The organism is Streptomyces sp. NPDC058307, from assembly GCF_042880295.1.
Classification (GTDB): domain Bacteria; phylum Actinomycetota; class Actinomycetes; order Streptomycetales; family Streptomycetaceae; genus Streptomyces.
Genome location: NZ_JBHVYZ010000078.1, coordinates 1 through 13,080, shown reverse-complemented (window position 1 = coordinate 13,080; position 13,080 = coordinate 1). Strand labels below are relative to the sequence as shown.

Here is a 13,080-nt window from a genome sequence, read left to right as displayed (position 1 = left end):
TTTGCGTGTGTCTGGGGGGGTGTTTTTTTTTAAAAACAGACCGGGAGGCGGCCCCCGCCGCCGCCCCCCACCACCACCCCGGGCGGGGGGGCGCCCACGACCACCTCCCGCGCGGACAGGACCGCCAGACCCTCCGGGTCGGGGTCGAGCAACAGCGCCGCGGCCTCGGCCGCACTGTCCACCCTGACGCCGAGAATTCCGAGCATCCCGGAGTCGAGCCGCTCGCGGCGGCCGAGGCCCGCGGGGTCGCCGGTGCGGTAGGCGTTGTTGCTCACCAGCACGGCCTGCGGCCCGTCGATCGTGGTGGCCTCGATCCGCGCGGTCAGACGCGGGCCGCGCTGACGGGTGAGCAGATCGGGCAGGAGCCCCAGAGTGGTGCCTATCTTGTCGTCGCGGTAGGCGGGACTCTGGACGACTGCCGCGTACGCGCCGAAGGAGGCGTTGTTGACGAACGGACGGTCCGCCACGAAGCCGAGGTCCACCCGGAGTTCGACACCGTCGGTGAGCGCGTCGAGGCAGGTCGCGGGGTCGGTGCGGTCGAGGCCGAGGTCCATCGCGAAGTGGTTGCGGGTGCCGGCGGAGATGACCAGGAAGGGCAGGTCGTGTTCCGCGGCGACGGCGGCGACCAGCGCCTGGGTGCCGTCGCCGCCCGCGACCCCGAGCAGGTCCGCGCCCTGCGCCACGGCCGCCCGGGCCAGCTCGGTCACGTCCTGGTGCTCCTCAGGGTCGAGCAGCACGACATGCGCGCCCAGGTGTTCGGCCTTCTCCCGCAGTCGGAACTGCTCGACCTTCCCGCCCCCCGAACGGGGGTTCATGATCAGGAAGGGCTGGTGCACGGACCGCGCCCGGTGCTCCTTCATGCGCTTGGGGCGGACGCCGGTGCTGCGCAGCGCGTACCGCCCGCTCCACACGGCCACGCTCCACAGCACCGGCGACAGCACGAGCACCCACCCCAGGGTCACGACGAAGAGGACCAGGACGAGGGCGGGGGCGACGACCGCGAGCCCCGCCGCCAGCCAGCGCTCCGGTCCGCGCCGGGTCAGCGTCCACCACACCGCCGCCGCCGTGACGGCCGCGCCCGCGAGCCCGGCCGCCAGCAGCAGAACGCCGCCAAGACCGCCGTAGCCAAGGGGGAGCAGGACCGCGAGGGCTGCCGCCGCGAGGGCGGTCCGGGCAGCCCATCGCTGACTGCGCCAGGCCGCGGCGCTCAGGTCAACGCTCATGTGCTCCTCCACTGCTCGGCGCCCTCGGGCCACGGCGGTCGGCGGAGCATATCCAAGTCGTCGAAACGACCGGCACCGTGTGTGGTGGTGCCGGGCTCAGATCCCGGGCCGGTACCGGATGGGATGGTCCGCCGGCACCTCCACCAGCACGATCGGTGTGCCGTCCGGGTCCGCCACCCACATCTCGACCAGCCCCCACGGCTCCTTCACCGGCGGCCGCACGATCTCGACACCCTTGGCCACCAGCTCCTCGTGCGCCGCGGTCACATCCGGGACCTGGAGCCACAGCCGCACGTCCGCGGCCGGTGGAGTCTCGGAGCGTCCCGACAGCTCCAGGAACCCGCCGCCGAGGAAGTAGACGGTGCCCCGCTCCGGCCCCGTACCGAACTCGCGGTACACCGCGAGGCCCAGCTGGTCGCCGTAGAAGACTCGGGAACGCTCCGGATCCGTGGGCCGCAGCAGGACGCGGCCGCTCAGTACGTGCACCATGCGGGCGAGCCTATCCGGGGCGTTACTCTCGACCGTGCCCGAGTCGTGCCCCTGAAGTGGAGATGTGCCCCATGGAGACCACCGCCGGCCTCACCTTCCGTGACGCCACCGACGCCGACGTGGACGCGCTGGTCGCACTGGTCGAGTCGGCGTACCGCGGGGACGACAGCCGGGCCGGGTGGACCACCGAGGCGGACATCCTTCAGGGGCAGCGGACGGACCCGGACGGTGTGCTCGCGGTCATCAAGTCGCCCGACAGCAGGCTGCTGGCGGTGGAGCGGGAGGGGCAGGTCGTCGCCTGCTGCCAGCTCGAACACCGGGGCGCCTACGCGTACTTCGGGATGTTCGCGGTCAGCCCCACGCTCCAGGGCGGCGGCCTCGGCAAGGTGATCATCGCGGAGGCGGAGCGGATCGCCCGGGAGACCTGGGGCGTCACGGAGATGCACATGACCGTGATCTCGGTGCGCGAGGACCTCATCGCCTGGTACGAGCGGCGCGGCTACCGCCGTACGGGAGAGATGACGCCCTTCCCGTACGGCGACGAGCGCTTCGGTGTGCCGCAGCGGGACGACCTGCAGTTCGAGCTGCTGGTCAAGCCGCTGGTGTGACGTTCCCGCGCCGCCTCACGCGGTGAAGCGGCCGGTGCGCTTGATCTCCGGGTAGTCGGTCGTCGCGCCGTCCAGGGCCAGCGCCCGCACCAGTTTCAGATGGTCCTGGGTGTTCACCACCCAGCCGATGATCTTCAGGTCCGCCTTGCGGGCCGCCTCGACGACCTCCAGGGTCAGTCGGCGGATGTTCAGGCAGACCGTCCCCGCACCGGCCTCGACGGCGCGCTCCACGATGTCGGGGCCGAACCGGCTGCCGATCAGCGCGGTCCGTACACCGGGCACCAGGCGGCCGATCTCGGCGATCGCCTCGTCGTGGAACGAGGACACCTCGACCCGGGAGACCAGGTCCCGCCGGAGCATCACCTCGGCCAGCGCGCGGGCCGCCGCGATGTCCTTGATCTCGGCCTGGAGCGGCGACCGCACGGCGTCCAGGACCTCCTCGAACACCGGGACGCGTTCTCCGCGGCCCGCGTCCAGCGCGCGCAGTTCGGTGAGGGTCTTCTCGGCGATCGGGCCGGTTCCGTCGGTCGTGCGGTCCACGTCGGTGTCGTGCATGACGACGAGGGCGCCGTCCTTGCTCAGATGCAGATCGAGTTCGATGACGTCGAGGCCGGCCTGCTGGGCGGCCACGAAGGAACGGAGGGTGTTCTCGGGTTCGGTACCCATGACTCCGCGATGACCGATGGTAAGGAAGTTCAAGGTTCAACTCGCTTCCGTCGACGGCGGCTCGGTGCAGAGCCGCAGCCTAGTGGCTACGCGGTGTGATGGACCCGTACGTACACGAGGGATCGCGGTGACGTGCGGGGGAGTGACCTCTGAGTGATCCTGCTTACCCGGAATCACTGCGTTCATGGCACTCGACGGGAAAAAGTTCGGTGACCATTGGGTTGCGCAGGATAACTTCCCGAGTCTCCTCTTGCTGGGAGGAAGCTCGTATGTATACGGTCTCCGTACGTGAGGTTCTCCCGTGGAGGATGGGGCATGACGGAAATTCTTGTGCAGGCGGCGTCGGAGGACCGGATTCCTCCCATGGCAAGGGTGGTGGAGCACCCGGCATGGCCCGTGCTCAAGGATGCCGTGGAGCGGATCCGGCCATGGCAGTCCAAGGACGGGTCGATCGACTTCGAGGCCGAGGGTGCCCCCGCGCGATCCGACGCCGAGGCCGCCGTACGGCGGGTCGTCGACGCGGTGCAGGAGCTCTCGCCGCTGCTGCCGCACGACACCGACTACCACGCGGCCCTCGCCAAGGACCTCCTGCGCTGGTCCGAGGGCGGCTTCGAGGTGCCCGACTTCCTCGACTCCCTGCTGGCCTTCCAGCCCGCCGCGAACCGCGCGGACGGCCTGCAGCACCTGGTCGTCTTCCCGATGTACACGCAGAACGGCAACCCGGACCGCAATCTCGAAGCGGTCGTGCTGCGCATGGTCTGGCCCGAGTGGCTGGCCGAGCTGGAGCGCACCCGCTACGACAACCCGCTGTTCTGCGGCATCAAGTTCGAGGACTTCACGGCCGGTTACGACACCAACTCGGCCGTTCTCTTCCCGGAGACCATCGCCGTGCGCGAGGCGCCGGAACGCTTCTCCTGGGGCGGTATCTTCTGCGACCGTGAGGCCGCCCGCTTCCGCCGGGTCACCGACGCGGCCGTCGACATCCTGGGCCTGGAGCTGCCCGAGGACATCGCCGCGATGGTCCACGACCAGAAGCGCTGCGAGGAGGCCTTCGTCCTGTGGGACATGGTCCACGACCGCACCCACAGCCACGGCGACCTGCCCTTCGACCCCTTCATGATCAAGCAGCGCCAGCCGTTCTGGATGTACGGCCTCGAAGAGCTGCGCTGCGACCTCACCGCTTTCAGGGAGGCCGTCAAGCTGGAGGCCGACGGCGTCCCGCAGGCCCGTGACGTGCAGTACGCGGTCCTCTTCGACCGCATGTTCCGCTTCCCGGTCACCGGCGAGCGGGTGCGCAACTACGACGGCCTCGGCGGCCAGCTCCTCTTCGCCTACCTGCACAAGCACGACGTCGTCCGCTGGACCGACAACAAGCTGTTCATCGACTGGCAGCGCGCCCCCGAGGTCACCAACCAGCTGTGCGCCGACATCGAGCAGCTCTACCGCGACGGCATCGACCGCCCCAAGCTCGTCCACTGGTTCGCCGGCTACGAGCTCGTCTCCACCTACCTCGCCCCGCACCCCGGATCCAAGTGGGCCAAGGGGCCTGACGCCCTCGACCTGTCGCTGCCGCCGCGGAAACTCGTCGACGACGTGCTTCCGGACGAGTTTCCGCTGAGCATGTTCTATGAGGCCCTCTCGAAGAAGCTCCGCCATGTCATCGCCTCGACCCGGGGTATCACGGCGGAGAACCCCGAGCGGGTCGCCGCGTGAGCGATCGCGGCACCGGGAACACTGCACAGGCCGCCCAGGCGGCTGCTCAGGCCGCTCCGGCGGCAGCTCAGGAGGCGAGGAACATGGCGGTCAACGGAGCTCTCAGCGGTGCGGTGATCGCGGTGGCCGGCGCGGGCGGTCCCGCGGGCCGCGCGACACTGCTGCGGCTGGCCGAGGCGGGCGCGACCGTCGTCGGCGCGGACAACGACCCGGAGCGGCTGGCGGAGGCCGTCGACGCGGCCCGCTACGGGGCAGGCGGCGCTTCCGTCATCGGTGAGCCCGTCGACCTGCTCGACCTGAACTCGACCCGGGACTGGGCGCTGCGCGTCGAGAAGGACTTCGGCCGGGTCGACGGCGTGGTCCACCTCGTCGGCGGCTGGCGGGGCAGCGAGACGTTCATCAAGACCAGCCTGGACGACTGGGACTTCCTTGAGCTGCTGCTCATCAAGACCGTGCAGCACACCTCGCTCGCCTTCTTCGAGGCCCTCCAGCGCAGCGAGCGCGGCCGGTACGTGCTGATCAGCGCCTCCGGAGCCACGAAGCCCAGTGCGGGCAACGCCGCGTACGCCGCCGCCAAAGCCGCCGCCGAGGTGTGGACGCTGGCGCTCGCCGACGCCTTCCGCAAGGCCGGGGGCGCCGACGGGCCGACGTCCGCGGCTACGATCCTGGTGGTCAAGGCACTGGTGCACGAGGCCATGCGCGCCGACCGCCCCAACGCGAAGTTCGCGGGCTTCACGGACGTCAAGGACCTGGCCGAGGCCATCGCCGGGGTCTGGGACAAGCCCGCCGCCGAAGTGAACGGAAACCGTCTGTGGCTGACCGAGAAGCCGTGAACCCTCCGAAGACCGACGCCCGTCGTCACCACGACCCGCAGGTCCGCGGCTTCGCCAGCGACAACTACGCCGGGGCCCACCCGGAGGTGCTCGCCGCTCTGGCCCTCGCCAACGGCGGGCACCAGGTCGCGTACGGCGAGGACGACTACACCGAGAACCTCCAGAGGATCGTCCGCAGCCACTTCGGGGCCACGGCCGAGGCGTTCCCCGTCTTCAACGGCACCGGCGCCAACGTCGTCGCGCTCCAGGCGGTCACCGACCGCTGGGGCGCGGTGATCTGCGCCGAGAGCGCGCACATCAACGTGGACGAGGGCGGCGCCCCCGAGCGGATGGGCGGCCTCAAGCTGCTCACCGTTCCGACCCCGGACGGCAAGCTCACTCCCGAGCTGATCGACAAGCAGGCGTACGGCTGGGACGACGAGCACCGCGCGATGCCGCAGGTCGTCTCGATCACCCAGTCCACGGAGCTAGGCACCCTCTACACGCCCGACGAGATCCGCGCGATCTGCGAGCACGCCCACGCACACGGCATGAAGGTCCACCTGGACGGCTCGCGCATAGCCAACGCGGCCGCGTCCCTGGACGTCCCGATGCGGACGTTCACCAACGCGGTCGGCGTCGACATCCTCTCGCTCGGCGGGACGAAGAACGGCGCGCTGTTCGGCGAGGCGGTCGTGGTGATCAACCAGGACGCGGTCTCCCACATGAAGCACCTGCGCAAGCTGTCCATGCAGCTTGCCTCCAAGATGCGGTTCGTGTCGGTGCAGTTGGAGGCCCTGCTCGCCAAGGACCTGTGGCTGCGCAACGCCCGCCACTCCAACGAGATGGCCCAGCGCCTGGCCGAGGGCGTCCGTGCCGTCCACGGCGTCGAGATCCTCTACCCGGTCCAGGCCAACGGCGTCTTCGCCAAACTCCCGCACGACGTGAGCGAGCGCCTCCAGAAGCGCTTCCGCTTCTACTTCTGGGACGAGGCCGCGGGCGTGGTCCGCTGGATGTGCGCCTTCGACACCGCCGAGGACGACGTGGACGCCTTCGTGGCGGCGCTCAAGGAGGAGATGGCGCGCTAGGCCGGCGGCCGTCTGTGCTTGCATGCCGGTGTGGACGAGACGCAGGCCCGGGTGCGACCGAGAACCGATGGCGACGTCGAAGCATGCGTGCGAGCACTGGAGGAGGTCCACCGCCGCGACGGTTATCCGGTGAACTGGCCTGCCCGGCCCGGCGATTGGCTGTCGCAGGCTTCGGCGCTGGGCAGCTGGGTCGCCGACCTGGAAGGCCGGGTGGCGGGCCACGTCAGCCTCACCCACGCCACCGAAGGCGACGTGGCCCCCGCCCTCTGGAGCGAGCGCAACGGCACGAACAGGGAACGGGCCGCGGTGGTCGGGCGGTTGTTCGTGGCCGCCTGGGCGAGAGGGCACGGGATCGGCGCCCTGCTGATGGACCGGGTGGTGGAGGAAGCGCGGCGCCGCGGCCTGCACCCGGTGCTCGACGTCGTCGCCTCAGACACCGCCGCGGCGGCCCTGTACGAACGGCTGGGCTGGACGCGGCTCGCCACAGTCGAGCAGCGGTGGAGCGCATCCCAGGTGGTGACCGTTCACTGCCACTCCGCATAAATATACCGAGGTTCGTAAAACAATTGACTGTGGGGTGATCGTCTTCCTATGCTCTGCGGGCATGGAGCTGATCCAGAACACCCCCGACCTTTCCGCCTACCTCGCCGCCGACGAGGCCATCGACCATGACCACCCGGTCGTCAGGGAGGCGGCCGCACGGCTCGCCAAGGAGGCAGAGGACTCGTATGCCTATGCGCGGCTGGCCTTCGAATTCGTCCGCGACACGATCCCGCACTCCCAGGACTCCGGCGATCTCCGCGTCACCTGGCGGGCCTCCGACGTCCTGAAGCAGGGCACCGGGATCTGTTACGCCAAGGCCCACGCGCTGGCCGCCCTGCTGCGGGCCGAGGACATTCCGACCGCGCTCTGCTATCAGCAGCTCGGCGTGGTGCACGGCCTGGTCGCCGTGCGGTTCAACGGGGCCTGGCACCGCCAGGATCCCCGGGGCAACAAGCCAGGTGTGGACGCCCAGTTCTCCCTGGACGGCGAACGGCTGGCCTTCACGCCCGACCCGGAGTCCAACGAGATGGACTACCCGGTCCTGTACGATGAACCACACCCGGCCGTCCTGAGCGTCCTCAAGGCCGCCCCCGACCGGCCGTACCTCTGGACGACGCTCCCCACCGCACTCTGAGGCACCCGATGACCCTCTCCCTGACCGTGTCCGACGAGGTGCGCGCTCTCGCGCCCGGCTTCACACACCTCGCCGTCGAGGCCCACGGACTCGTCAACGGGCCCAGCACCGACGCCAGTTCCGCGCTGCTCGACGACGCGGCCCGCCGTCTCGCCGTACGACTGGACGGGCGCGCCCCGCACGAGGACCCGCACATGGCGGCCTGGCGGGAGGTCTACACGGCGTTCGGCTCGAAGCCGTCACGCACCCGCAACTCGGCGGAGGCGCTGGCGAAGAGGGCCCTGTCGGACGCGGGCCTGCCCCGCATCAACCTGCTGGTCGACCTCTACAACGCGATCAGCGTCGCGCACCTCGTCCCCGTCGGCGGCGAGGACCTCGACCGCGTCCGGGGCGGGATGCGCCTCGAACGGGCCACCGGCGACGAGGACTTCGTGACTGTTGCCGGTGGCGAGGAGGTCGTCGAGCACCCGGAGCCCGGCGAGGTGATCTGGCGGGACGAGGCGGGCGTGACCTGTCGTCGCTGGAACTGGCGCCAGGGTCCTCGCACCAGGCTCACGGAGGAGACGGTCTCGGGGATCTTCCTGCTGGAGAGCCTCGCCCCGATGCCGGTGGCGGACGTGGAGAAGGCGGCGACCGAACTGGCCGAGCTGCTGGAGAAGTTCAGTCCCGGGGTGCGGATCACCACGGCCGTCCGGTAACGCTAGCGGGCCTCGGCCTCGCGGACCTGCTCGGGCGTGGGCGCCGTACCCCCGAGATGGGCCGGCATCCACCAGGTGTCGTCCGGTCCGTTGGGGCGCACGGGGTAGGAGCGCTGGGCGGCTTCCAGCAACTCGTTGACCCGCTCGCGCACCTGACGGGTGATCGCCCCCGCGTACTTGTCCCGGGACGCCTCGATCGCCTCCCCGACCCGGATCGTGATCGGGATGTGGCTGCGCTTGAAGTTGCGGGGGTGTCCCTTGGTCCACAGCCGCTGCGTGCCCCAGAGGGCCATCGGGATCAGGGGGACACCCGCCTCCTGGGCCATCCGCGCCGCACCCGACTTGAAGCTCTTCAGCGTGAAGGACTGGGAGATCGTCGCCTCCGGGAAGACGCCGACGATCTCGCCCGACCGCAGCGACTCCAGGGCGTGGGCGTACGCCGTCTCGCCCTGCTTGCGGTCGACCGGGATGTGCTTCATCCCGCGCATCAGCGGCCCCGAGACCTTGTGGCGGAAGACGGACTCCTTCGCCATGAACCGCACGAGACGTTTCTGCGGGAGGGCCGCCAGGCCGTCGAAGACGAAGTCCAGGTAGCTGATGTGGTTGCTCACCAGCACGGCGCCGCCCGCGCGCGGGATGTTCTCCGAACCCCTGAGGTCGATCTTGAGATCCCAGGCCTTGAACAAGGCCTGCGCGAATCCGATGACGGGACGGTAGACAAGCTCTGCCATGGGCGGGGTGGGCCCTTTCCTGCTCTGCCTGGGACGGGAACTCCCGGCCGAAGTTACGCAGCCGTAGGTTTACGGCTTGTCGCAGATCGTGCCCCAAGAACGGACGGGGAGCCAGCCCTGGTGCCCGCTCGGCGCGAGATTCTCGTCACGTCCCTCCGGTGATCCACCTCGGCGTTTTAAGTCGCCTTTAATCCGTACGTACCGTCACCCGCCGCACGAGCAGGTACATCTCGCATCCCAGGCAGTACCCGAACGTGGCATTCAGGAACGCCGCCGCGAGCGCCGCGCCGGTGGCGGCGAGCCCGAGCCACTCCGGCCCGACCCCGTATCCCACGAGCCCGACGGCCGCGAAGGCGAGACCCACGGCCTGCGCGAACCGCGGCGGCTCCGGGGCCTCGAACTCGGTCGGCGGCCCGATCCGCGGCCGCACGGCCCTGCGGAACAGCCAGCCGTACGGCGAGCGGCCCACCCCGCCCGCCGCGCCCAGCGCGAACGCCAGTGTCTGCCAGGCCAGCAGCCAGACGTTGCCCGTGATCAGAACGGCCGCCAGCACGACCGTCGTCACGGCCGCGCCGAAACGCGGCCCCCTTGCATCAATGTCCATGAATCAAGCATTCCGCAACGGAAAGACTGTGGGGAGGCGGGAATCTTTGCAGTCTCGTGAATGCTTACGCAGGTGATGACCGGACTTGTGGTGTGCGTGGTGGTGCTCGCGGCGGCGAGCACCTATGGGGTGCTGCAACGGCGGCGGAGCGGGAGGGTCCGGGTGCGCGGGCGCGACGACGGCAAGAGGCTCGGTGCGGCCGAGTTGGGGGAGGACCTCGGTGAGCGGGCCACGCTCGTCCAGTTCTCCAGCGCCTTCTGCGCGCCCTGCCGGGCGACCCGGCGGGTGCTGGGCGAGGTCGCCGGCCTGGTCCCGGGCGTGGCCCACGTCGAGATCGACGCCGAGAAGAACCTCGACCTGGTCCGTGAACTCGACATCCTCAAGACGCCGACCGTACTGGTCCTCGACGCCGACGGCAGGGTCGTACGGCGCGCCACCGGCCAGCCGCGCAAGGCGGACGTCATCGCGGCGATCGGGGAGGCGGTTTGACACCGGGTGCGCTCACGGTGAGGCATCTCCCAGATGCCGGGACCCACTTGACTGTGCACCACACCTATCGTCAGCCTGACCGTATGCCCAGAGAACTCCTTCTGTTCGGGCGGGTCCATGTCGACCTCGCCCGCAACGCGAGCGCGCGCTGTCCGGCCTGTTGAGCAGCCACGGTCCCGCTCGACACTCCTCGCAGAAGGAACACCGCATGACGGCCACGCCCGACCTCGGCAGTCCTCAGCTCGCCTCTCCCGACCTCCTGCGCTCCGTCTTCCGGCGGCACGCGGCGGGAGTCGCCGTGATCACCGCGAACGGTGACACCGGCCCGGTCGGCTTCACCGCCACCTCCCTCGCCTCGGTCTCGGCCGAACCCCCCATGCTGTCGTTCGGTATCGGCACGGGCGCCTCCAGCTGGCCCGCGATATCCCGGGCCGAACACGTCGGCGTGCACATACTCGGCGAGCACCAGGAGGAGCTGGCCGCCACCTTCGCCCGCAGCGGCGCCGACCGCTTCGGTGCGCCCACCGCCTGGCGTGAGGGGCCCGAGGGCGTCCCCGTCCTCGACGGCGTCCTCGCCTGGCTGGTGTGCCGGGTGCACGCACGCGTGCCCGCCGGCGATCACCGGATCGTGCTGGCGGAGGTGCGGCTCGGCGATCCCGCGGGCGCCGGCCGGCCGCTGCTCTACCACCAGGGCCGGTTCAACAGCCTGCGCGACTGATCGGCTCATCAGCGCCGTTCGCCGGTATGCGGGGCCGTCGAGTTCCGATTACGCTGCGTTGCGAAGGTCACAGTTCAAAGCGCTTGCTTAGCGGGCAGGAACTGGATGTACTGGTGAGTAATATTGCGGTCGGAGCAGAGCCCGCCCCGACCGGGATCGGCCGCTTGGGGCGCCTATGCTGCCTGCAAGAGGCAGCCGAAAAATGACGATGCAGTAGGAGAGCCGGCGTGAGCTTGAGGATCGTTGTCACTGTGAAGTACGTGCCCGACGCCACCGGCGACCGGCACTTCGCCGATGACCTGACCGTCGACCGTGACGACGTGGACGGTCTGCTCTCCGAGCTGGACGAGTACGCGGTCGAGCAGGCGCTGCAGATCTCGGAGAACTCCGACGACGACGTCGAGGTCACCGTCCTGACCGTCGGCCCCGAGGACGCCAAGGACGCGCTGCGCAAGGCGCTGTCGATGGGCGCCGACAAGGCCATCCACGTCGAGGACGACGACCTGCACGGCACCGACGCCATCGGCACCTCCCTCGTGCTGGCCAAGGCGATCGAGAAGGCCGGTTACGACCTGGTCATCTCCGGCCTGGCCTCCACCGACGGCACCATGGGCGTGGTCCCGGCCCTGCTGGCCGAGCGCCTGGGCGTCCCGCAGGTCACCCTGCTCTCCGAGGTCTCCGTCGAGGACGGCACCGTCAAGGGCCGCCGCGACGGCGACGCCGCCTCGGAGCAGCTGGAGGCCTCCCTCCCGGCCGTCGTCTCCGTCACCGACCAGTCGGGCGAGGCGCGTTACCCCTCCTTCAAGGGCATCATGGCGGCCAAGAAGAAGCCGGTCGAGTCCTGGGACCTGTCCGACCTGGAGCTGGAGGCCGGGCAGGTCGGCCTCGAGGGCTCCTACACCACGGTCGACTCCGCCACCGAGCGTCCGGCCCGCACGGCCGGCACGATCGTCAAGGACGAGGGCGAGGGCGGCAAGCAGCTCGCCGAGTTCCTCGCGAGCCAGAAGTTCATCTGAGGGTCACTGGCCCGCTGAGGCTCACCCCCCTTACCGCCCCTTAAGCCTTCGCAATCCGCAGGAGAGCATTCCCATGGCTGAAGTTCTCGTCTACGTCGACCACGTGGACGGCGCCGTCCGCAAGCCCACTCTGGAGCTGCTGACCCTGGCCCGCCGCATCGGCGAGCCGGTCGCCGTCGCGCTCGGTGCCGGTGCCGCCGACACCGCCGCCACCCTCGCCGAGCACGGCGCCGTCAAGGTCCTCACCCACGACGCCGCCGAGTACGCCGACTACCTGGTCGTACCCAAGGTCGACGCCCTCCAGGCCGCCGTGGAGGCCGTCTCCCCGGTCGCCGTGCTGGTGCCGTCCTCGGCCGAGGCCAAGGAGGTCGCCGCCCGTCTGGCGCTGCGTATCGGCTCCGGCATCATCACCGACGCCGTCGACGTGGAGTCCGGCGACGAGGGCCCGGTGGCCACCCAGTCGGTGTTCGCCGCTTCCTTCACCACCAAGTCCCGCGTCTCCAAGGGCACGCCGGTCATCACCGTCAAGCCCAACTCCGCCGCCGTCGAGGCCGCCCCGGCCGCCGGCGAGGTCTCGGAGCTGAGCGTGACCTTCTCCGCGCAGGCGACCGGCACCAAGGTCACCGGCCGCACCCCGCGTGAGTCGACCGGGCGTCCGGAGCTGACCGAGGCCGCGATCGTGGTCTCCGGCGGCCGCGGCGTCAACGGCGCCGAGAACTTCGCGATCATCGAGGCCCTCGCCGACTCCCTCGGCGCGGCCGTCGGCGCCTCGCGTGCCGCGGTGGACGCGGGCTGGTACCCGCACACCAACCAGGTCGGCCAGACCGGCAAGTCCGTCTCGCCGCAGCTGTACATCGCCTCCGGCATCTCCGGCGCGATCCAGCACCGCGCGGGCATGCAGACCTCGAAGACGATCGTGGCGATCAACAAGGACGCCGAGGCCCCGATCTTCGACCTCGTCGACTACGGCGTCGTCGGCGACCTCTTCGACGTCGTCCCCGCCCTCACCGAGGAGGTCAAGACCCGCAAGGGCTGATCCCGCTCCGGG

16 protein-coding genes are annotated in these 13,080 nt (G+C 70.2%); 11 read left to right on the top strand and 5 right to left on the bottom strand.

The features are described from left to right. Nucleotides 1-29 precede the first annotated feature (29 nt). Together ACFVYN_RS36130 and ACFVYN_RS36125 are read right to left on the bottom strand one after the other, a co-directional pair. On the bottom strand, nucleotides 30-1,223 hold the full coding sequence (locus ACFVYN_RS36130) for a diacylglycerol/lipid kinase family protein (protein WP_390006330.1): 1,194 nt from the start codon (nucleotides 1,221-1,223) through the stop codon (nucleotides 30-32). 96 nt (nucleotides 1,224-1,319) lie between these two features. Further along, complete coding sequence (locus ACFVYN_RS36125) at nucleotides 1,320-1,712, bottom strand: VOC family protein (RefSeq protein WP_390006328.1); 393 nt, start codon at nucleotides 1,710-1,712, stop codon at nucleotides 1,320-1,322. A 71-nt stretch (nucleotides 1,713-1,783) separates the two neighbouring features. Between ACFVYN_RS36125 and ACFVYN_RS36120 the strand changes: the two genes are divergently transcribed. Then, nucleotides 1,784-2,320: a GNAT family N-acetyltransferase gene (locus ACFVYN_RS36120; RefSeq protein ID WP_390006326.1), complete on the top strand. Its 537-nt coding sequence runs from the start codon at nucleotides 1,784-1,786 to the stop codon at nucleotides 2,318-2,320. 15 nt (nucleotides 2,321-2,335) lie between these two features. On the opposite strand, the gene ACFVYN_RS36115 is transcribed toward ACFVYN_RS36120, so the two are convergent. After that, nucleotides 2,336-3,019 (bottom strand): glycerophosphodiester phosphodiesterase, encoded by a 684-nt coding sequence (locus tag ACFVYN_RS36115; RefSeq protein WP_390006325.1) that lies wholly within the window; start codon nucleotides 3,017-3,019, stop codon nucleotides 2,336-2,338. Between the two features lie 282 nt (nucleotides 3,020-3,301). On the opposite strand from ACFVYN_RS36115, the gene ACFVYN_RS36110 reads away from it, so the two are divergent. The 6 genes from ACFVYN_RS36110 (at nucleotide 3,302) to ACFVYN_RS36085 (ending at nucleotide 8,474) form a co-directional block, all read left to right on the top strand. Further along, nucleotides 3,302-4,699 carry a DUF6421 family protein gene (locus tag ACFVYN_RS36110; protein ID WP_390006324.1) on the top strand — a complete coding sequence of 466 codons (1,398 nt, stop codon included), beginning with the start codon at nucleotides 3,302-3,304 and terminating at the stop codon, nucleotides 4,697-4,699. Nucleotides 4,700-4,782: 83 nt separating this feature from the next. Further along, on the top strand, nucleotides 4,783-5,532 hold the full coding sequence (locus tag ACFVYN_RS36105; protein ID WP_390006322.1) for an SDR family NAD(P)-dependent oxidoreductase: 750 nt from the start codon (nucleotides 4,783-4,785) through the stop codon (nucleotides 5,530-5,532). After that, the gene (locus tag ACFVYN_RS36100) at nucleotides 5,529-6,599 is read left to right on the top strand and encodes a threonine aldolase family protein (RefSeq protein ID WP_390006321.1); all 1,071 of its coding nucleotides are present in this window, start codon (nucleotides 5,529-5,531) and stop codon (nucleotides 6,597-6,599) included. The genes ACFVYN_RS36105 and ACFVYN_RS36100 overlap by 4 nt, the downstream gene beginning before the upstream one ends. 30 nt (nucleotides 6,600-6,629) lie before the next feature. Then, on the top strand, nucleotides 6,630-7,142 hold the full coding sequence (locus ACFVYN_RS36095; protein WP_390006319.1) for a GNAT family N-acetyltransferase: 513 nt from the start codon (nucleotides 6,630-6,632) through the stop codon (nucleotides 7,140-7,142). A gap of 61 nt (nucleotides 7,143-7,203) precedes the next feature. Then, entirely contained in the window at nucleotides 7,204-7,776 is a 573-nt protein-coding gene (locus ACFVYN_RS36090; RefSeq protein ID WP_390006318.1) for a transglutaminase domain-containing protein, read from the top strand. An 8-nt stretch (nucleotides 7,777-7,784) separates the two neighbouring features. Continuing rightward, complete coding sequence (locus ACFVYN_RS36085; RefSeq protein WP_390006316.1) at nucleotides 7,785-8,474, top strand: B3/4 domain-containing protein; 690 nt, start codon at nucleotides 7,785-7,787, stop codon at nucleotides 8,472-8,474. A gap of 2 nt (nucleotides 8,475-8,476) precedes the next feature. On the opposite strand, the gene ACFVYN_RS36080 is transcribed toward ACFVYN_RS36085, so the two are convergent. Together ACFVYN_RS36080 and ACFVYN_RS36075 are read right to left on the bottom strand one after the other, a co-directional pair. Then, complete coding sequence (locus ACFVYN_RS36080) at nucleotides 8,477-9,205, bottom strand: lysophospholipid acyltransferase family protein (protein WP_390006315.1); 729 nt, start codon at nucleotides 9,203-9,205, stop codon at nucleotides 8,477-8,479. A gap of 187 nt (nucleotides 9,206-9,392) precedes the next feature. Further along, a complete protein-coding gene (locus ACFVYN_RS36075) occupies nucleotides 9,393-9,809 on the bottom strand; it encodes a DUF4395 domain-containing protein (RefSeq protein ID WP_390006314.1) in 417 nt (138 codons plus the stop codon). Between the two features lie 75 nt (nucleotides 9,810-9,884). On the opposite strand from ACFVYN_RS36075, the gene ACFVYN_RS36070 reads away from it, so the two are divergent. The 4 genes from ACFVYN_RS36070 (at nucleotide 9,885) to ACFVYN_RS36055 (ending at nucleotide 13,068) form a co-directional block, all read left to right on the top strand. Continuing rightward, the gene (locus ACFVYN_RS36070; RefSeq protein WP_390006361.1) at nucleotides 9,885-10,298 is read left to right on the top strand and encodes a TlpA family protein disulfide reductase; all 414 of its coding nucleotides are present in this window, start codon (nucleotides 9,885-9,887) and stop codon (nucleotides 10,296-10,298) included. A gap of 208 nt (nucleotides 10,299-10,506) precedes the next feature. Next, entirely contained in the window at nucleotides 10,507-11,016 is a 510-nt protein-coding gene (locus tag ACFVYN_RS36065; protein WP_390006313.1) for a flavin reductase family protein, read from the top strand. A gap of 227 nt (nucleotides 11,017-11,243) precedes the next feature. Beyond that, nucleotides 11,244-12,032 (top strand): electron transfer flavoprotein subunit beta/FixA family protein, encoded by a 789-nt coding sequence (locus ACFVYN_RS36060; RefSeq protein WP_390006311.1) that lies wholly within the window; start codon nucleotides 11,244-11,246, stop codon nucleotides 12,030-12,032. 73 nt (nucleotides 12,033-12,105) lie between these two features. Further along, nucleotides 12,106-13,068: an electron transfer flavoprotein subunit alpha/FixB family protein gene (locus ACFVYN_RS36055; protein WP_390006309.1), complete on the top strand. Its 963-nt coding sequence runs from the start codon at nucleotides 12,106-12,108 to the stop codon at nucleotides 13,066-13,068. The last annotated feature ends 12 nt before the right edge of the window (nucleotides 13,069-13,080 follow it).